A 17,607-nucleotide genomic window follows, 5' to 3' on the forward strand; every position below is an offset into this window, starting at 1 on the left:
GACGGGGCAGCCGACCCAGGTTGGGGCCGACGGCCGTTCATGCAGCGCCTGCTCCCCGCGAGGGGCGCCCGCCCGATCAGAGCCCTCCGAGCGTGGTCGTCGCCACGCACCGACCGTTCCTGCACGTCGCGCCCACGGCGCGCTCGAAGGCGCAGCCGACGACCGGGCAGCGCGGCGGGCGCGTGCAGGTCTTCTCGAAATTCGCCTCGAACGCGGCGCGATGGTCGCGGTGGATCGCGTGCTGGCACCCGCACGGCCACCCGCAACAACCCGCGGGCTCCGGGCACGACAGCACGCAGTCGGTGGGGCTCTGGCAAGCATAAGGGTCGCTCGGCGCGGGCGTGCTCTGCGAGGGGACGGAGGGCGGCGGGGGGCTCGGCGGCGACTGAGGGCGCGCAGCCCCAGGCACATCGAGGACGGCCTCCGCGATGCAGACGGGCACGTTCGCGGTGCGCACGCCGGCGCGCACCACGTGCTGGCCTGGCGGCAGCGCCGAGGTGCACGGAGGCGCGCCTCGGAGCGCGATCGTCGCTTCCGCGATCGGCCGCGCCTCGCCGGGGCCAAGCTCGATACGACGCGCCGAGCTCACGCCCAGGCACGGCCCCGCGTTGCACGTCCCATAATAGTCGTAGCCCGGCCCGAGCCCCTCGAGCTCGACGAGCCCGTTCGGGCATCGGTCGGGCAGCTCGAGCGTGAGCGGCTGCCCGGTCGCGTTCTCGGCCACCACGCGGAGCAGCCGTCGCTCGCCGGCGACCGGCGAGACGTCCAGGCGGAGCCTCACCGCGCATCGAAACCCGTGCGCGCCGCCCGGATCGATCATGACCGGGATGACCGGCAGGGCCGGAGGGGCGTAGGGCTCCGGCGCCTCCTTCGGCGCAGACGTCTCGGCGCTCCCACCGGCGTCGGGGCCGCCCGCATGGGGGCCGCCCATATAAACCACGCGGCCCGGCGGGCGTTCTTGAACACACCCCAAGGCCGAGGAGAGGATGAGCAGCGAGAGGATACGACGAGTCGATTGATTGATAAGCATCAGCGCCTCTTCGCCCGGCCGGCAAGCGGACCGCCGCGCGCGCCCGGGCGGCCGCCGGCAGGCCCGATTGAGGCTGCCCGCCGCTCGGTTCGTCGCGTTCGACGCGAGCATACCATGAGCGGGCGCGGGCCGCGGCGCCGATCACCGCCTCGGCTGGCGGCGAGCCGGTCTCCTCGACGATCGCCTGCACTGCCGGCGCACGCTAGGCGCGCTTCGCCAGGTAGGCATCGACCAGCTCGATCAGCCGTGCCCGGCCGAAGCTGGGGTCGTGGCCTGCATGCACGATCTGCACTGGGAACTCCCGCAACCGCTTCATGGTGCGGACGTAGGCGGGAATGTCTGCGCCCTCGATCTCATCCAGCAGCGGCCCGTCATAGATCGCATCCCCCGAGAACAAGGTTCCGGTCGCCGCCTCCCACAGACCGATGCTGCCCGGCGAGTGACCGGGCAGGTGCAGCACCTCGAAGTGACGGTCGCCGAGATCCACGACGTCGCCTTCGGCGACGACCTCCGTGACCGGCGCGTCATGCAGGGCGTAGCTTGCCATGTCGTACTCCGCGTAGGGCAGGGCGGTGATCACATCGCCCTCGATCGGATAGCCAGCGTCGCCCAGCTTGCGGATTTTCGCGGCGCCCATCACCGAGGCCAGCAAGGTGCCGCGGTCGGTCGGTGAGCGCAGGTTCTCCGCCTCGAGATCGTGCACCAAGGTGTGCTCGAAGTCATGGTGGCTGCCCACATGATCGGTGTGGGTGTGGGTCGCGACCGCCGTCACCGGCTTGTCGATCAGGTGCTTTATGGCCTCCCGCAGGCTGACGATGCCCATACCCGTGTCGATCATCAGGTCGCGATCGCGACCGCGCACATGCCAGATGTTGCAGCGCATCAGCGGCACCACGTGCGGCTCGATCAGCAGCGTGATGTCATCGCTGACGCGCGTGATCTCGAACCAGCGGTCGGCGATCGGCAAAGTGGCCATGCGTTTCGGTGGTGGCCTAATCTGAACATGAAGGCGGTAAGGCGGGAAGAAAAGATCGATGATCTTCCCGCTTTACCACCTTTGTGTGAATCACTCCGGGGCAAATTAGGCCACCACCGGGGGCGGGAGCGTTCCTCGTCGTCCGCCTCTGCGAGGGGGACGCCGTCCTCGTCGAGGCGCGCAGAGGTGCCGCCGAAGAGCGACAGTTGCATGCACGCTTCGAGCGGGGAGAGCTCGGGGACCTCGTTGGAGCGCTCCTCGCTCGGCCGGTCGTCCACGGTTACCAGCTCCTGGTCACCCCGCCGTTCCGGTTACCACGTACCCTGGTAACCGCCCCGTTGTGATGCGCACAATCCATTGAAATTCAATGACTTGGCGCGATGGCCCGAGAGCTGCTTCAGGGGCTGGCAGGAGACCTTGCCATGGTAACCGAACCGACATCCCACCGCCTCACGCTTCCCATTCTCCTCGCCACCCTGATCGCCGCGTGCGCCGGAACGTCCGACGGCGGCAGTTCGACCTCGACCGGCGACGCCCCGGCCGATCCGCTGGATCCAGCGCCTCACGAGGGCGTCCGCCCCGGCCAGCAGGCCGCGCCCGCTGTGCCTCCGGCGCCGGATCTCGCGTACCCCGGCAAGGGTTTCATCGTCCACGAATGGGGCACCGACACCGTGGTCGTCGGCTCCGACGGCTCGCTTCAACCGGGGCTGCACCACGAAGAGGAGGATCTCCCCGCCTTCGTCTATGACCGGCTCGAAGCCGGCACGCTCAATGGCTCGATATCGACGAGCGTCAACGTGAAGATGGAGACGCCGGTAACTTACTTCTACGCCGAGGAGCCGCTCACCGCGCACGTCCAGATAGCGTTCCGCAAAGGGATCTTCACGCAGTGGTACCCCGCCGTCCGCGAGTTTTACCCGCCCATCATCGCGCCCAACACCGTTGCTGGCGTGACGACGTACGCGGACCCGGCGTTCGACCCCGAGTTCCCCTTTGGCTCGCCGATGTGCTCGGAGATGTACGGCCTGAACGCGAACGGCCTCCTCCAGTGGAGTACGTTCGAGATCCTCGGGCGCGACAGCGACGTCCCTCTGCCCGAGGCGCCGCTCGATCGGTTCACGTGGGCCCACGCGCGCCAGGTCGGCGCCAACCCGCTCCGCGTCGCAGGCGTCCCCGGCGCGACGGAGGCGCCCCAGCACGAGCGCTTCCTGTTCTATCGAGGGCTCGGCAACTTCGACCTGCCCGTCCGCGTGACGGCCGGCACCGGCGGGGCGATCTCCGCCGAGAATACCCTCGACGAGGCGATCGGCGCCGTCTTCGTCCTCAACGTCGGCGCCTCGACGGGGGCGTTCGTCGCGCACCCCCAGGGCATCGCCACGGGCGGCACGCTCGTCGAGCGCGCCCCCTCGCTCGACGGCGCGCCACCCCTCGACGAGTTCGTCGAGTCGCTCGGCGCGAGCATGATCGACGCCCTCGACGCGACCGGCCTGTACCACGACGAGGCCGTCGCCATGGTGAACACCTGGAAGCGCCAGTGGTTCCGGACGCCCGGCGTCCGGGTGCTCTACCTCGCTCCGGAGGCGTGGACCGACGCCTCGATCCCGATCACCATCGATCCCACGCCTGCCGATGTCGTGCGCGTCATGATGCTCCGCGTCGAGGTGCTCTCGCCCGAGATGGAGGCCGCGGATGTCGAAGCGGCGAGTCGGCTCGCCGATCCGTCCCTCGCCGGCGACGCCGCGCGCCACTTCGACGATCTCGGGCGCTTCGCCGAGCCGCGCCTCCGCCGCGCGCTCTCGCTCCTCGGCGAGCCCGCGTACGGCGAGCCCCTGCTCGCCCGCATCGCCGCCGGAGCGACGGCGAGCGCCGCGCGCGAGTAACCTCTCCGCCATGCACGCCCCGCGGCGCGAGCCCTTCGTGGCCCATGCTCGGTACGAGCCGGGCGAGATCCTCGGACAGGGGGCGCAGGGCGTCGTGGGGCGCGTGATCGACCGCGAGGCGCGGGGGCGCGAGCTCGTCGCGAAGGTGTTCCGTCAGGGCGCCTTCCGCGAGGACACCCTGCTCGGTGAGTTCGCGCTGCTCGCGCGCCTGCGCGTCCCCGGCGTGGTGCGGGCGCACGATCTCGGGCGGGACGAGCGGACGGGAGCGCCCTTCCTCGTCGAGGAGTACGTGGCCGGCGACGACGCCGCGGCGTGGGTGCAGGGGGCCCCGGCCGGCGAGCGCCCGGCGCGGCTCGCGGGCGTGCTCGCCGGCGTCGCGAGGACGCTCGCCGCCCTGCACGACGCGGGGTTCGTGCACAGCGATCTCAAGCCGGCGCACGTCCGGATGCGGCCCCTCGGCGGGGGCGGCGCCGAGGCCGTGCTCCTCGACCTCGGGGCGGCGGTGTCGAGGGCGCGCGCGCCGGGCGGCGCCGTCGCGTTCACCTCGGCTTTCGCCGCGCCCGAGCTGCTCGCCGGGGGCGCGCCGTCGGCCGCGTCCGACCTCTACAGCCTGGGGGCGCTCGCGTGGTGCTCGGCCGCGGGCCGCCCGCCCGGGCCCTTTCGCGCGCGGCGCCCGCTGCGCGACGCCGCGTCGTGGGTCCAGCCGAGCGTGGCCGAGGTGGTCGAGGCGCTGCTCGCGCTGCACCCGCGAGACCGCCCTGCCGAGGCCCGCGAGGTGCTCCGGCAGCTCGGCGTCGCGGCCGCGGAGGCGGGCATCGCCGTGGGGGCGCCGCCCGCGCCCATCGGGCGGGAGCGCGAGCTCGAGGCGCTGCAGCAGACGCCGTCACCGTCGGGCCGCGTGCGCTACGTCACGGGGCCGAGCGGCGCCGGCAAGAGCCACCTCGGGCGCGAGCTCGTGACGCGGGCGCTGCTCGCCGGGCGGAGCGCCCGGTACGTGGCGTTCCCGCGCGAGGCCGACCCGCTCCTGCTGCGGCTCATCGCGTTCTTCCGGGGCGCCGAGCGGGCGCCGCCGTTCGTGACGCCGCCCGGCGGCGGGCCCCCGCTCCTGCTCTTGCTGGACGACCTGGACCAGGCCCCGGCCGAGCTCCGCGCCGCGCTCGACGCGTACCGGTGCCGGCCGGCGGCGCCCGGCGGCGCGGCGCTCGAGGTGGTCGCGACGGCCCGGAGCGCGCCCGAGGGCGCGGCGTGCGTGGCGCTCGGGCCGCTCAGCGACGTGAGCTTCGGCGCGCTGTGCCGCGCGCTCGGCGTGGACGACGAGGCGAGCGTGCGAGAGGCCGCCGTGGCGTCGGGGAAGAACCCGGGGTGGCTCTTCGCGTCGCTCGGCCGCGTGCCGCTCACGAAGGACACGGCGATCGAGCGCGTGCGCGGGCTGTCGGCCGACGCCTGCGCGACGCTCGCCGCGATCGCGATCGCGGGCGGCGCCCTGCCCGAGGCGCTCTGCTCTCTCGGGTTCGGGCGCGGCGGCCGGGCGGACGCGCGGGGCGGCGGGCAGCCGCGCGCCTCCGGCGAGCGAGCCCTCGGCGAGCTGCTCGCGGGCGCGCTGATCGCGAGGCGGGAGGCGGCGGCCGGCGCGCTCACCACGCTGTCCGCTCCCGCCCTGGCGAGGGATCTCGCCGCGGCGCTCGCCACGCCGGAGGTCGCCGAGGAGGTCGCCGCGGCGCTGCTCGCGGATCCCGGCGCGCCTGCGTCGGCGCTCCTCTCGGCGGCCGCGGCGCCGTGCACGAAGGCCCGGCGCGCGCAGCTCCACGAGCGGGCCGCGGCGCAGGCGCGCGAGGCCGGGCTGCGGTCGGAGGAGATCGAGGCGCTGCTCGCGCTCGGCGAGGACGCGGACCGGAGGACCCCGGCGCTCCTCTGCAGGCTCGAGCGGCTGACGCGCGACGCGGGCGTGGGCGCGGCGCACCCGCAGGTCGTGGCGTGGCTCGACGAGGCGGCGCAGCGCGACGAGCGGGTGCTCGTGCTCGCGCTGCGGCGGCGCGCGGAGAAGCGCGCGCGGGATGGGGACGCGACGGCGGCGAAGGAGCAGGCGCTCGCGGCGCTCGCGGCGGCGCGGAGGCTCGGCGGCGGGGCGGCCGAGGCGTTCGCGCTGTCGACGCTGGGGCTCGTGGCGCTGATGCGCGCCGACTGGGGCGAGGCGGAGGCGTGGCTCGCGGGGGCGCAGGCGAAGCTGCCCCCGGGGGGCGAGCGCGTGGACGACGTGGAAGGCGAGCGCGTGGACGACGTGGAAGAGGTGGCGCGGCTCCACCACAACGCGGGCATCGTCGCCCTGTACCGCGGCCAGGTGGACGGCGCGGTGCGGACGTTCGAGGCGTCGCTCGCGGTCAAGCGGACCCTCGGGGACCGCGCCGGCATGCGCTCGTGCCTGATGAACCTCGGGATCGCGCTCGGGAAGGCGTCGCGCTACGAGGAGGCCTTCGGCGCGCTCGACGAGGCGATGCGCCTCGCGCGATCGCTGGGGCAGGTGGCGGGGCGCGGCTGGTGCCTGTCGGCGCGCGCGGACATCGAGGTGCGCCGCGGCGACGCGCGCGCGGCGGAGCGCTGCATCGAGGAGGCGTGGGCGCTCGCGGCGTCGCTCCCTGCGGCGATCCAGGCCGATCTGGTGATCGCGCGGGCGAACGTGGCGTTGCTCGACGGCGACGGGCGGCGGGCGCTCGCGGCGCTCGCGGCGCTGGACCCGGGCGTGCGGGCGAGCGACCCGCTGGTGGACGCGCGGGCCCAGGTGGCGGAGGCGCAGGCGTACCTCACCAGGCTGCCGGCGGAGCCCCGGCGGGCGGCGCGGGGGGCGATCCGGGCCGCGCGGCGGGCGCGCGCGGCGATGCTCGCGGAGGTGGAGGCGCAGGCGCTCGACGTGCTGCGCTCGGCGCGGCCCGGCGCACGGCGGGCGCCGGCCGCGGCGACGGCGCGTGGCGGCGCGCATGGGGCGCAGGGGGCACCGGCGGCGGCGCAGGGCGCACCGGCGGCGGGGCAGGGCGTACCGTCCGCGGCGCAGGGCGCACCGGCGGCGGGCGACGCGTATGCTGGCCCAGGCATGACGGCGGCGGCGAGCGGAGAGGACGGCGCGCTCTGGGCGTGGCTCGCGTCGGTGGCGACCGCGGACGGCGCCGCGGAGGCCGCGGTCGGGCTCGCGCGCGCCCTCGTGCAGCAGTCGGGGGCCGAGCGGGCGCTGCTCGCCGTGGTCGACGAGCAGGGGCGGGTGGTCGCGGCCTGGGGCGCCGACCTCGACGGGCTGGAGATCGCCGAGGCGGCGCGGCGCATCCCGCCCGACCTGGCGCAGCTCGCGCTGAGCCAGGCCGCGCCCGTCCACTACCAGCGCGACGTGGAGACGCCGGGCGGCCGCGGCTCGCGGCTCGTGCTGCGCGTCGGCGCAGACCACGCCTCGATGGGCGGGCGCGCCCTGGCGGCGAGCGCGGCCTCGCCAGGTCCGGCGCTCCCCGGGCCTCCGCGCGCGCTCATCGTGGTCGAGCACCGGTTCCGCCCGGCGTGCTTCGACGCCGTCACGGAGGCGCGGGCCGCTCGCTGGGCGTCGCTCGCGGGGCTCTTCCTGCGGCTCTTCACCCGCCCCGGCGCGCCGGAAGAGCCCCGCCGCGAAGGCCCGGCGCCTCCCTGCCTCGCCTCGCTCGCGGAGCCCGCGCCCGATCTGCGGCGCGCCGACACGACCGTCGTGCCCGCGGCCCAGCCGCGGAGGAGCTTCCCCGACATCCTGGGCCAGAGCGCCGCGCTGGGCCGGGCGCTCGCGCGCCTCGACGCGGCCATCGACAGCGATCTGCCCGTGCTCCTCGCGGGCGAGACCGGCACGGGCAAGGAGCTCTTCGCCCGCGCGCTCCACGATCTCGGACCGCGCCGTTCGCGCGAGCTCGTCGCCATCAACTGCGGCGCCGTACCCGACGCGCTCTTCGAGGCGGAGCTCTTCGGCCACGCGCGGGCCTCGTTCACGGGGGCCGAGCGCGCGCGCCCCGGCCTTCTCGCCCGGGCCGAGGGCGGCACGCTCTTCCTCGACGAGCTGGGGGAGCTGCCGCTCGCGCGGCAGGCGGTGCTGCTGCGGGCGCTGGAGTCACGGCGCTATCGCCCGGTGGGCAGCGACGACGAGCGGCCGTTCGACGTGCGGATCGTCGCGGCCACGAACCGGGATCTCGCGCAGGCGGTCGCCGAGCGGGCGTTCCGGCAGGACCTGCTCTTCCGGGTGAACGCCATCGAGATCCACCTGCCGCCGCTCCGCGACCGGGAGGGCGACGTGCCGCTGCTGCTCGCCGGGTATCTGGGTCGGACGGGCGCCCCCATCGAGATCGCGCCGCGCGCGCTCGCGGCGCTCGATGCCTACGCGTGGCCCGGCAACGTGCGGGAGCTCGCGCACCTGGTCCAGCGCCTGGCCGCGCTGGGCGTGCGCCGCGTCGAGCTGGAGCACCTCCCGCGGGGGATGCGGGCGAGCGCGCTGCGGGCGAGCGCGCGCCGGACGCCCGACGCCGCCGAGCGCCCCGCGTCACCGGCCCGGCCGCCGATGGCCGGACCCGCCCCGCCGCCGGCCGCGGGGCGGGGAAACCCGGGCGAGGCGCGCCACGCGCTGGCCGAGGACGACGAGCGCGAGCCGATCCGGCGCGCGCTCGCGGAGACCGGCGGGAACATCAGCCGCGCGGCCGAGCGCCTCGGCATCACGCGCCACGGTCTGAAGAAGCGCATGGCGCGCCTCGGCATGCGCGCTCCCTCCGGATCGCAGAGGAAAGCGGAGTGAATCCCCTCGCGAAGGTGCCGCTGACAGAGAGGCAAGCAAACGCAGCAGTGGAGGACTCTTTATGAAGGGCAGCGGTTCCGGAGCACTGAACACATCGAGGCTCGAGGAGGAGCACCGACAGGGCCGCGCGGCAGGAGAAGCGGTCTTTCCGATCTCCCCGCGCCCCTGCCATCGAGGACCGAGCTCGCGCCGCGGGTGGAGCGGGCGGTTCGCGCTCGCGCTGCTCGTCGCGGGCTGCTCGCCTGCGGCCGTCGACGGATCGCCGGCGCTCCTGCCGGACGGCGGAGGCGGCGCCCCCGCCGCGCCGCCCTCGCCCGCCGCGTGTGACGCCTCCGCGGCCGACGGCGTCGCCGTCTTCGCCTCGAGCGTCGATACAGGCGCCCCGCAGGCGCCCGGAGCTCCCCCCTACGCGATCGACGGCTGCTTGCTGGCCTACGTCGCGCCGCGCGAGGCCGGCGACGCGAGCGGCGCCCTGAGGCTGCGTGATCTCGGTACCGGCGAAGAGCTCCTCCTCGCGCCGGCCGCCGAGACGCCGCGCCGGCCTGCGCTCGCCGGCGACGTCGTGGTCTGGGAGGCGACGGACCAGGGAGCACGCGTGGTGCGCGTGCGCCGGGGTGGCCAGACGCAGACGATCCGCGGCCCGTTCGATCACGCGGGCGAGCCGCGCGTGGAGGGAGACGCCGTGGTGCTGACGGGCTGGCTGACCGCGGACGAGAGCGGCGACACGGACGTGTTCCTGTACGAGCTCGGCCAGGCGGAGGCGGTCCAGATCGCGTCCGGCCCGGGGCAGCAGCGTTTCCCGGACATCTCGGCGACGCACGTCGCCTTCGCTGATTTCTCCGAGGATCCCGACGGCCGCTTCGACGAGGACGCGCGCGATCTCGCGGACATCGTGGTCTATGACCGGCGCACGAGGCGCGCTGTCCCGCGCCCCCGGGAAGGCAAACAGTCCTTCCCGATGCTCGGCGCCGGAGAGAGGGTGGTGGCTTATCTCGAATGGGCGCCGTTTCATCCGGAGCCCAAGTACGAGCAGTTCGATCTGCGGATCGGGGACATCACCGCTCCTGCGGACGGCGATGCCCTGGCCGCGAGCATCGAGCAGTCGAGCCGGCCGTACGTGCTTCCCGAGGTCCGCGGCGAGCTCATCGAGTGGGTGGAGCGGCCTGCGGACGGCAATGCGTCCTTGCGGCGGAGGCCGGCCGATCTCTCGGCGCCGGCGGCCGAGGTCCCCGGGCTCTCGGCGTTCGAGCTGTTCGGGCCGTCGGCCTCTGCGACGATCACCGTGGTCGCGGCGCGCTCGCCGGGAGGCGAGCTGGAGCTCCGCGGCGTCGCGCGGTGATCCGGGGGGCGCAGGCCAGCCCCGCCGCGACGCGGTGCAGGTCCGGGAACGCTACCTCCGGGCGGGACGGGCCTTGCGAGGGGAGTCGGCGTCGGGCGCCCGCGATCACCGAAGTGATCCGAGCGCCCCCACGCCTGCCGAGCTACTTCTTCGCAGCAGCGGCAGCAGGCGCCGCGGCCGGCGCCTTCCCAGCAGCAGGAGCGGCAGCCGGCGCCGCGGCCGTCTTCCCGGCAGCAGGAGCGGCAGCCGGCGCCGCGGCCTGCGCCTGCGGCGTGATGATGCGGAATTTCCCGCTCAGGTGCAGCAGCGACATCGTGTACAGCATACCGTCGTAGTACCGCCATTTGCCGGTAGGCGCCTCGCGCTGATACAGCTCTTCGACGAAGCGCCAGGCCCGCGGATGGGTGGCGGCCAGCGCCGCGACGGCGTTCGCCGCCACGAGCCCGAGCGAGTCGTAGTCGACGGTGGGCTTGCCCTCGAGGGTGAAGTTGCCCTTGTACTTGGGGCCCTGCGCCTCGAAGAACGCGAGGAGGCGATCGCTCAGCTCGGTCTGCCGCGGATCCTTCGCCCACCACGCCGCGTCCACCGACCAGTTCATCGCGGTGCGGAACGCGTCCTGACGGAAGTTGGCGGTCCCCGCGTCCCACGAGGCGCCCTTGGGGGTGCCATCGAAGTTGGCGTAATCCGGAGCGAGCCCGGTCTTCGGATGGGTCGTCTTGACGAAGTAATCGCGGCTCACCTTGGCCGCCTCGGCCCAGAACGCGCGGTCGGCCTCGGGGCCCCAGGCCGCCCAGAGGTCGTAGAACGCCGGCAGGTGATACGACGGATCGGTGTGATCGCCGTTCTTCGCGAAGTTGTCCGCGTCGGGCGTGAACCGCACCATCTTGTGCTCGGTGTTGAAGAGCGAGTGCAGCGTCGTCTTGCGCTTGTCCTTGTTGACCGGCCCGGTGATCGGCTTCCGGTTCTTCATCGCGTCGAGGATGCCGAAGGCTTCCTTCTTGTAGTCGTAGATCCCCTTGCCGTTCCCCCAGCGGTTCGACGCGAACAAGAGCGCCGTGGCGAAATACTCCTCCGCGTCGGGGGCGGGATTCTCATCCATGGCCGTGCCGTCCGGGCGCATCTGCCACGAGAAGTAGCCGAAGCCGGGGTGCTTCGGATCCGCGTGGTACATGTGGGACTTGGCCCAGTTCCACAGGGCGTCGAAGTCGTCTTTGCGATCGACCTGCACGGCGATCATCATGCCGTACGACATCCCCTCGGAGCGGACGTCGTTGTTGCCGATGTCCATGATGTACGCCTTGGGGCCGTTCGCGTTCTTTCCCGCCGGGAACAGGACGGCCTGCTCCTTGGGATCGCCGTGGAACAGCTGCTCGTAGGCCTTCGCGATCTTCGCGTCGATCTCGGCGGGCTTGTGTCCCAGCTCGGCGAACAGGTTGCGATACTCCCCCGTGGCGAACGCTCCCTTGGCAGCGGGCTTGAGCGGCGGACCGAGGGGCGCGGGCTCCGCCGGGGCGGGCGTCTGGGCCGCGGCGCTCGGGCTCGCGGTGCTGGCCGGAGCGGCGCTGCCGGCCGGGTTCGTGGAGCTCGCCGGATCGGGCGAGCCGACCTGGGTGCCTTGGTTGCTGGGCGCGCAGGCGATCACCGTGACCGCAAACCATGCCGATGCGACGGGAGACGTTAGCATTCGCAAGTTCATCGCTGTCCTCGTGTTCGAGCTCGCATCCTCTGAGGACGCGCTCGGCGTGGACATCGTTGGGCGATGTCCACGTAATGACGCTGGTGGGCGAGAAGGAAATCCAACCGCTCGGAGGCGTCAAGTCCCAACTGCCGGGCCTGCCTCGGGGTGAGAGGACACCGTGACAACCGCGATCCGGCTCTTCTGGAAAAGTCGCGTGATCCCAGCATCTTTTCATGTGTCGAAGGGAGCCGTCTTCACGCCACAGCGCTGCTCGCTCACGGGTCGCCGTGATCGACGTTCACACGCCCCGAAGCGGCGCCGCTGGACCGGGCGCGGCTACGCCCCGAGCTCCGCGAGCGACCGGCAGACGCGGCGGAGCCGGTCGCGCAGCCACCGATGCGCCGGGTCGGCGTCGAAGCGGGGGTGCCACGCCTGCGAGATGGTGATGGCCGGCGTGGTCACGGGCAGCGGGAACGTGACGAGATCGAAGCGCGGGGCGGCGTGCGCGAGCCATTTCGACGGGAACGCGCCGACGAGGTCGGAGCTGGCGAGGAGGCACAGCGCCGCGTAATGGCCTGACGCCACGGCCGCGGTGGTCCTGGCGAGCCCTCTCTTCTTGAGGGCCTCGTCGATGGGGCCCCAGGTCTTGCCCAGCCTGGAGACGCCGAGGTGGGCGTGCTCGACGAACCGCTCCAGCGTCACCTTGCCGGACGCGAGCGGGCTGCCGCGGCGCACCACGCCGACGAAGCGGTCCTTGACGAGCGCCTGCACGCGGATCTCCGGGCCCATGTCGCCGATGATGCCGAGGTCGAGATCGATCCGGCCCTCCCGGAGCGCGGCGACGTCCTCGTCGCCCTCGGGGAGGAAGCGGACGGTGACGCCCGGGGCCTCGGCCCTCAGCGCGTCGAGGAGCGGGGCGCCGACGAGCCCGAGCATGCCGTCGCTGGTCCGGACGGCGAAGCTGCGGGTGAGCGCGGCGACGTCGAGCGCGCCCCGCTCGCGGAGGACCGCGCTGGCCGAGGCGACCACCGCGCGCACGCGCGGGCGCAGCTCCGCGGCGCGCGGCGTGGGCACGAGCCGCCGGCCGGCGCGCACGAGGATCGGGTCGCCCACGGCCTCGCGGACGCGCGCGAGCGTGCGGCTCATCGCCGAGGGGCTGAGGTGCATCCGCTTCGCGGCCAGGAGGACGCTCTCCTCCTCGAGCAGCACGTCGAGCGCGAGGAGCAGGTTCAGATCGATGGAGTGCATGGGACGCAGCAATAACTTACCGTACATGCACTGGAAGTCATGTCTGTTCGGGCGCAGGTTCGGTGTCGAACAGGGCAGCCGCGAGGGCAGGGGAGCCGTCGCCTGTGCCTGCCCGGAGGAGATTTGCCATCATGAGCACGACGCTCGATTCGCCGCGCGTTCAAAGGACCCTCGACCGCCTCTTCCAGGACGCCGACAGCGGCGATCCGCGCATCATCGCCCGCGTCCGCGGCGACTGGGAGCGCCGCGGGCCGAGCCCCGACCCCGAGACGCTCGCCCACATGCTCGCCGACGCGTATCTGCCGGTCTCCCGCGAGGTCGGGCGGCTGCTCCACCTGCTCGCCTTCGCGGCGCGGGCGCGCACGGTGGTGGAGTTCGGCACGTCGTTCGGGATCTCGACGGTGTTCCTGGCCGCGGCCATCCGCGATGGCGGCGGCGGGCGGGTGATCGGCAGCGAGCTGCACCCGGAGAAGGTGCGGCGAGCGCGCCTGAACCTCGATGAGAGCGGGCTCGGCGATCTCGTCGAGATCCGCGAGGGAGACGCGCTGGTGACGCTGCGGGACGTGGAGGGGCCGATCGATCTGGTTCTGCTGGACGGATGGAAGAACCTTTATTTGCCGGTGCTCCGGATGCTCGAGCCCCGGTTGCGGAGGGGCGCGCTCATCGTTGCGGACGATCTCGACATCGCGCCGGATGACCTGCGGCCGTACCTGGAGTACGTGCGTGGCGCGGGCAGCGGCTACGGGTCGGTGGAGATCCCGCTAGGGGACAGGCTGGAGGTCTCCTGCTGGCACGGCCGCGACGGGCGCGAGCGCGAGGCGTGAGATAGGCCGCCTCGCTCCTCGCGCGAGGGCGAGCAGCGCGCGGCGGCGCGTGCGCGTCAATGCTTCTTCTTGCAGCCCCCGTAGCGTTCCACGCTCGCGAGGGTTGGCGGATTGCTGAAGTACGTCGCGTCATACCCGCCCGTGATGAGGACCGAGCCGTCTTGCAGCGTCGTCGCGGTGTGGAAGCCCCTCTGGGTCGGCTCGTCGATCGGGGTCCAGCTGCCGCTCGCCTCCTTGTAGATCTCCGCGCCGTCGCTGCCGACGGCCATCACGCGGCCGTGGGACATGGGCGCGACGGCGGACGCCCACGTGTGGAGGAAGTTCGGCGGCGCGGTCAACGTCCACGTGTCGCTCGCGGGATCGTAGATCTCGGCGGTCTCGCCGGCATCGACGAGGATCTCGATCTCCTCCTCGGTGCCGCCGTAGATCCTCCCGCCGCCGCCCACCACCAGCACGCGCCCGCTCGGCAGCAGCGTGGCCGTGTGCTGCATGCGGGGCAGGTTCGTCGGCGCCGCCGCCGTCCAGGCGCTCGTGGCCGGATCGTAGATCTCCACGCTGGTGCGGCCCTGGGGCATCTCGTTGCCGTTCAACGTGTAGCCGCCGACGACGAGCACGCGCCCGTCCTGGAGCAGCGTCGCCGTATGCAGGTAGCGGGTCACCGACATCGACCCTGCGCTGGACCACGTGTTCGTGGCAGGATCGTAGAGCACGGCCTCCTTGAGGGTGCTGTCGTCGTCGCTGCCGCCCGTGCGTAATACCCGCCCGTCCGGCAGGAGCGTGAGCGCGGTATAGGCGAACTCCCAACCACGGGCCGCCTCGCCGGGCGTGAGCGGGACGCTCGCCGTCGTGCCCGTGATCGGATCGTAGACAAGCCCGCCTGGGCTGAAGAGCACCCTGCCGTCCTGAAGGAGCGCCGCGCCCACGGGGGACATGGGGTAGGGCAGCGTGTGACGGGTCGTCCACGTGTCAGCGGCGGGATTGTAGAAATCGACCGTCGTGGGGTAGGGGTAATCGCCGCTGCCGCCGGCGACCAACACCTGGCCGTCCGGCATGCGCAGGGCGATGTGCCGCTCTCGCGCCTCTGGCATCGGCGCCACGGACGACCACTCCGCGTGGACACCGACGTGGCGGCGGCACTTCTTGTGCTTCTTCGCGTGGTGGTTGGCCAGCGGCGCCGAGCTCACCTCGATCGCCGCCTCGTCGAGCACATCCGCGGCGAGGAGTTCAGGCTCCGCCCCAGCACCGCAGCCCGCGACCGCGAGCGCGGCGAGCGAGAGGAAGGGGACAAGCCAACGACGATGGCGACGACCGATGGTGGACATGTAGGACCTCGTCAGGAGCTGGGGGAGAGGCAGCCGTCCCCTGCCGGGGAGGCGCCATGGAGCGCAACAGAAGACCATATCAGATGGTCGTGTAAGCCGGAACGGGGCGCGCTTGACCGGGCGAGCAGTCCCCATGAGGCGCCCTGCGCTCTATATCACCCATGGGCGTTAACCAAGCTTCGCGCCGCGTTCTCCTACATCCGAACGTTTACGTTTACGTTTACGTTTACGTGGTCGTGGTCGTGGTCGTGGTCGTGGTCGTGGTCGTGGTCGTGGTCGTGGTCGTCAACGGTCGGCCGTGAACGACCACGACCACGTTCACGACCACGTTTACGTTTACGTTTACGTTTACGTTCACGTTTACGTTTACGTTTACGTTCACGTTCACGTAAACGTGGACCTTGGTGACCGATGGTGGGGTGGAGCGGTGCGGGCTTCGGCGACCGAACGAGCTTGGTCAACACCTATGCCCGCTACACCCCCACTACCGCTCTCGCCATCGCCCCCCGCGCGCTCGCCACGGCCGCAAACCGCTGCGCCAGGTACTCCGCCACCCGCACATTCTGGCTGAACACCACATTGAACCGGATATGCGGATCCCCCGCACCATCCGCCATGAACGTCGCCCCGCGGGCCAGCAGGATCTTGTTGAGGTACGCGTCCTGCACCAGCTCGTCGACGTCCACCCCGCGCGGCGCCGCGCCCCAGAGGAACAGCCCGCCTTCACCCGGGTGGTCCAGCAGCACGCCGGCGTCGCGCAGCCGGCGCGCCGCTGCGTTCCGGGCCGCGCCGAGCTTCTGCTGCAGCCGATCGATGTGCTTGCGCCACCTGCCGGCCGACAGCACCTCCAGGAGCACGAGCTCGTTCAGCGCGCCGCTCGTCAGCACCGAATAGATCTTCTCGCGCAAGAGCGGCTTCAGCCGCCCTGGCTCGGCCGCGATGTAGCCGAGGCGCAGCGCCGGGCTCAGCGCCTTGCAGAAGCTGGAGTAATAGATGACCCCATCCAGCCCCGAGAGCTGCGCCAGCCGCGTGGGATGCCCGGGGTGGAAGTGGCCGTGCACGTCGTCCTCGGCGATGAGGACACCGTGCTGGTGCGCGATCGTCAGCACGCGGTGCAGGTTGGCGGCGCTCGATCCCCAGCCGGTCGGGTTGTGCAGCACGCTCTGGAGGAACATCAGCCTGGGCCGGTGCTCGCGGCACGCAGCTTCCAGCGCCTCCAGATCCACGCCGTCCGGCCTTCGCGCCACCGGGACGAGGCGGTAACCCGCCTGCCGCAGGCGGCCGAACAGCAGGAAATAACCCGGGTCTTCCACCAGCACCGCGTCGCCTGGCTGGAGGTAGCCCCGGCAGATCAGGTCGATCGCATGCGTGCCGCCCCAGGTCGTGAGCACGCGCCCCGCGTCGGCCGCGATGCCCTGGGAGCGCATCAGCATCGCGATGCGCTCCCGTAGCTCGGGCAGCCCCTGCGGCGGACAGCGCGCCGCCATGCCGGCGTCGTTGCGGGCGAGCGCGCGCTGGAGCACCGTCGCAGGGATGGCGTCGCTCAGCCAGCTCGCCGGCAACGCGCCGCTGCTGGCCAGCAGCACGCCGGCGCGCTGGTCGTTGGACTGCTGCGCCAGCCACACCGGCTCCTGCTCCTCGCCGGCCTCGAGCCACGCCTCGCTCGGCACGGCCGAGGCCGCCTCGCACACGAAGAACCCGGCCGTGCCGCGCGACTCGAGCAGCCCGGCCGCCACCAGCCGATCGTAGGCCGTCACCACGGTGTTGGGGCTCACGCCGAGCTGACCCGCCAGCTGGCGGATCGACGTCAGCCGCGCGCCGGGCGGCAGCTGCGCGCCCTCGATCAGCGCGCGCAGCCGCGCCTCGATCTGGTCGGCCAGGGGAACGGCGGAGTCGCGGTCGAGCGAGAACATGGGTCAACGCAGGAGCAGGAGCGCCAGCACCGCCAGCGCGCCGGCCATGATGCCATTGAACAGCCGGTGCCGTCGCGGATCGGTCAGAAATCGCCGGATCGCCACGCCGAACAGCGCCCACGCCGAGGTGCACGGAAAGGTGATGACGAGGCTCACGACGGACACGAGCAGGGCGCCGCTCGCCACGCCCATGCCCGCCGGCATGAACACCGAGGCCACCGTGATCGCCTTGACCCAGCTCTTCGGGTTGACGGCCTGGAACAGCGCCCCCTGCGCGAACGACAGCGGCCGAGGCACCTCGGCGCCCTTGACCGCGGCGCCGCCGGTCAGCTTCCACGCCAGCACCAGCAGGTACAGCGCGCCGGTCACACGCAGCACGGCGTGCAGCGCCGGGTAGGCGGCGAAGAGCGCGCCCAGGCCCAGGCAGGCGACGAAGGTCTGGACCGCGCCGCCCACGCTGATGCCCAGGAGATGCGGCAGCGATCCGCGGTAGCCGAAGTTGGCGCCCGAGGCGGTGAGCATCATGTTGTTCGGCCCGGGGGTGCTCGACATCACGAAGCAATAGGTCAGGAGGGGCAGCAGCTCGGTCATCGCAGGTCGCTCCGGTCGGGGAT

12 protein-coding genes are annotated in these 17,607 nt (G+C 72.8%); 5 read left to right on the plus strand and 7 right to left on the minus strand.

Features of this window, described 5'->3' with window-relative positions:
- Positions 1-76: 76 nt before the first annotated feature.
- On the minus strand, positions 77-1,030 hold the full coding sequence (locus tag WME82_RS17790) for a hypothetical protein (RefSeq protein ID WP_438043788.1): 954 nt from the start codon (positions 1,028-1,030) through the stop codon (positions 77-79).
- Between the two features lie 202 nt (positions 1,031-1,232).
- Positions 1,233-2,006 (minus strand): MBL fold metallo-hydrolase, encoded by a 774-nt coding sequence (locus WME82_RS17795; RefSeq protein ID WP_438043789.1) that lies wholly within the window; start codon positions 2,004-2,006, stop codon positions 1,233-1,235.
- 422 nt (positions 2,007-2,428) lie between these two features.
- On the opposite strand from WME82_RS17795, the gene WME82_RS17800 reads away from it, so the two are divergent.
- The 3 genes from WME82_RS17800 (at position 2,429) to WME82_RS17810 (ending at position 10,008) form a co-directional block, all read left to right on the plus strand.
- The gene (locus tag WME82_RS17800) at positions 2,429-3,886 is read left to right on the plus strand and encodes a hypothetical protein (protein ID WP_438043790.1); all 1,458 of its coding nucleotides are present in this window, start codon (positions 2,429-2,431) and stop codon (positions 3,884-3,886) included.
- 10 nt (positions 3,887-3,896) lie between these two features.
- The gene (locus WME82_RS17805; protein WP_438043791.1) at positions 3,897-8,669 is read left to right on the plus strand and encodes a sigma 54-interacting transcriptional regulator; all 4,773 of its coding nucleotides are present in this window, start codon (positions 3,897-3,899) and stop codon (positions 8,667-8,669) included.
- Positions 8,670-8,730: 61 nt separating this feature from the next.
- Complete coding sequence (locus WME82_RS17810; protein ID WP_438043792.1) at positions 8,731-10,008, plus strand: hypothetical protein; 1,278 nt, start codon at positions 8,731-8,733, stop codon at positions 10,006-10,008.
- Positions 10,009-10,150: 142 nt separating this feature from the next.
- Here the strand turns inward: WME82_RS17810 and WME82_RS17815 are convergent, their stop codons facing one another.
- Both WME82_RS17815 and WME82_RS17820 read right to left on the minus strand, forming a co-directional pair.
- Positions 10,151-11,692 (minus strand): glycosyl hydrolase family 8, encoded by a 1,542-nt coding sequence (locus tag WME82_RS17815; protein ID WP_438043793.1) that lies wholly within the window; start codon positions 11,690-11,692, stop codon positions 10,151-10,153.
- A gap of 330 nt (positions 11,693-12,022) precedes the next feature.
- Positions 12,023-12,934: a LysR family transcriptional regulator gene (locus tag WME82_RS17820; RefSeq protein ID WP_438043794.1), complete on the minus strand. Its 912-nt coding sequence runs from the start codon at positions 12,932-12,934 to the stop codon at positions 12,023-12,025.
- A gap of 131 nt (positions 12,935-13,065) precedes the next feature.
- Here WME82_RS17820 and WME82_RS17825 point away from each other — a divergent pair, with 131 nt between their 5' ends.
- Positions 13,066-13,758, plus strand: coding sequence for an O-methyltransferase (locus tag WME82_RS17825; protein WP_438043795.1), 693 nt, complete (start codon positions 13,066-13,068; stop codon positions 13,756-13,758).
- Positions 13,759-13,814: 56 nt separating this feature from the next.
- Here WME82_RS17825 and WME82_RS17830 read toward each other — a convergent pair whose 3' ends face one another.
- Positions 13,815-15,080 (minus strand): Kelch repeat-containing protein, encoded by a 1,266-nt coding sequence (locus tag WME82_RS17830; RefSeq protein ID WP_438043796.1) that lies wholly within the window; start codon positions 15,078-15,080, stop codon positions 13,815-13,817.
- A 161-nt stretch (positions 15,081-15,241) separates the two neighbouring features.
- On the opposite strand from WME82_RS17830, the gene WME82_RS17835 reads away from it, so the two are divergent.
- Positions 15,242-15,382 (plus strand): hypothetical protein, encoded by a 141-nt coding sequence (locus WME82_RS17835; RefSeq protein ID WP_438043797.1) that lies wholly within the window; start codon positions 15,242-15,244, stop codon positions 15,380-15,382.
- A gap of 171 nt (positions 15,383-15,553) precedes the next feature.
- On the opposite strand, the gene WME82_RS17840 is transcribed toward WME82_RS17835, so the two are convergent.
- Positions 15,554-16,993 (minus strand): PLP-dependent aminotransferase family protein, encoded by a 1,440-nt coding sequence (locus WME82_RS17840; RefSeq protein WP_438043798.1) that lies wholly within the window; start codon positions 16,991-16,993, stop codon positions 15,554-15,556.
- 3 nt (positions 16,994-16,996) lie between these two features.
- Positions 16,997-17,584, minus strand: coding sequence for a LysE family translocator (locus WME82_RS17845; RefSeq protein ID WP_438043799.1), 588 nt, complete (start codon positions 17,582-17,584; stop codon positions 16,997-16,999).
- Positions 17,585-17,607 lie beyond the last annotated feature (23 nt).

The sequence above is a fragment of the Sorangium sp. So ce128 genome, assembly GCF_051525245.1.
Lineage (GTDB): Bacteria > Myxococcota_A > Polyangia > Polyangiales > Polyangiaceae > Sorangium > Sorangium cellulosum_B.

What these genes read in the sequence shown, in the direction of transcription:
- WME82_RS17790 (WP_438043788.1), bottom strand. Translation starts at nt 1,030, where the DNA reads ATGCTTATCAATCAATCGACTCGTCGTATCCTCTCGCTGCTCATCCTC.
- WME82_RS17795 (WP_438043789.1), bottom strand. Translation starts at nt 2,006, where the DNA reads ATGGCCACTTTGCCGATCGCCGACCGCTGGTTCGAGATCACGCGCGTC.
- WME82_RS17800 (WP_438043790.1), top strand. Translation starts at nt 2,429, where the DNA reads ATGGTAACCGAACCGACATCCCACCGCCTCACGCTTCCCATTCTCCTC.
- WME82_RS17805 (WP_438043791.1), top strand. Translation starts at nt 3,897, where the DNA reads ATGCACGCCCCGCGGCGCGAGCCCTTCGTGGCCCATGCTCGGTACGAG.
- WME82_RS17810 (WP_438043792.1), top strand. Translation starts at nt 8,731, where the DNA reads ATGAAGGGCAGCGGTTCCGGAGCACTGAACACATCGAGGCTCGAGGAG.
- WME82_RS17815 (WP_438043793.1), bottom strand. Translation starts at nt 11,692, where the DNA reads ATGCTAACGTCTCCCGTCGCATCGGCATGGTTTGCGGTCACGGTGATC.
- WME82_RS17820 (WP_438043794.1), bottom strand. Translation starts at nt 12,934, where the DNA reads ATGCACTCCATCGATCTGAACCTGCTCCTCGCGCTCGACGTGCTGCTC.
- WME82_RS17825 (WP_438043795.1), top strand. Translation starts at nt 13,066, where the DNA reads ATGAGCACGACGCTCGATTCGCCGCGCGTTCAAAGGACCCTCGACCGC.
- WME82_RS17830 (WP_438043796.1), bottom strand. Translation starts at nt 15,080, where the DNA reads ATGTCCACCATCGGTCGTCGCCATCGTCGTTGGCTTGTCCCCTTCCTC.
- WME82_RS17835 (WP_438043797.1), top strand. Translation starts at nt 15,242, where the DNA reads ATGGGCGTTAACCAAGCTTCGCGCCGCGTTCTCCTACATCCGAACGTT.
- WME82_RS17840 (WP_438043798.1), bottom strand. Translation starts at nt 16,993, where the DNA reads ATGTTCTCGCTCGACCGCGACTCCGCCGTTCCCCTGGCCGACCAGATC.
- WME82_RS17845 (WP_438043799.1), bottom strand. Translation starts at nt 17,584, where the DNA reads ATGACCGAGCTGCTGCCCCTCCTGACCTATTGCTTCGTGATGTCGAGC.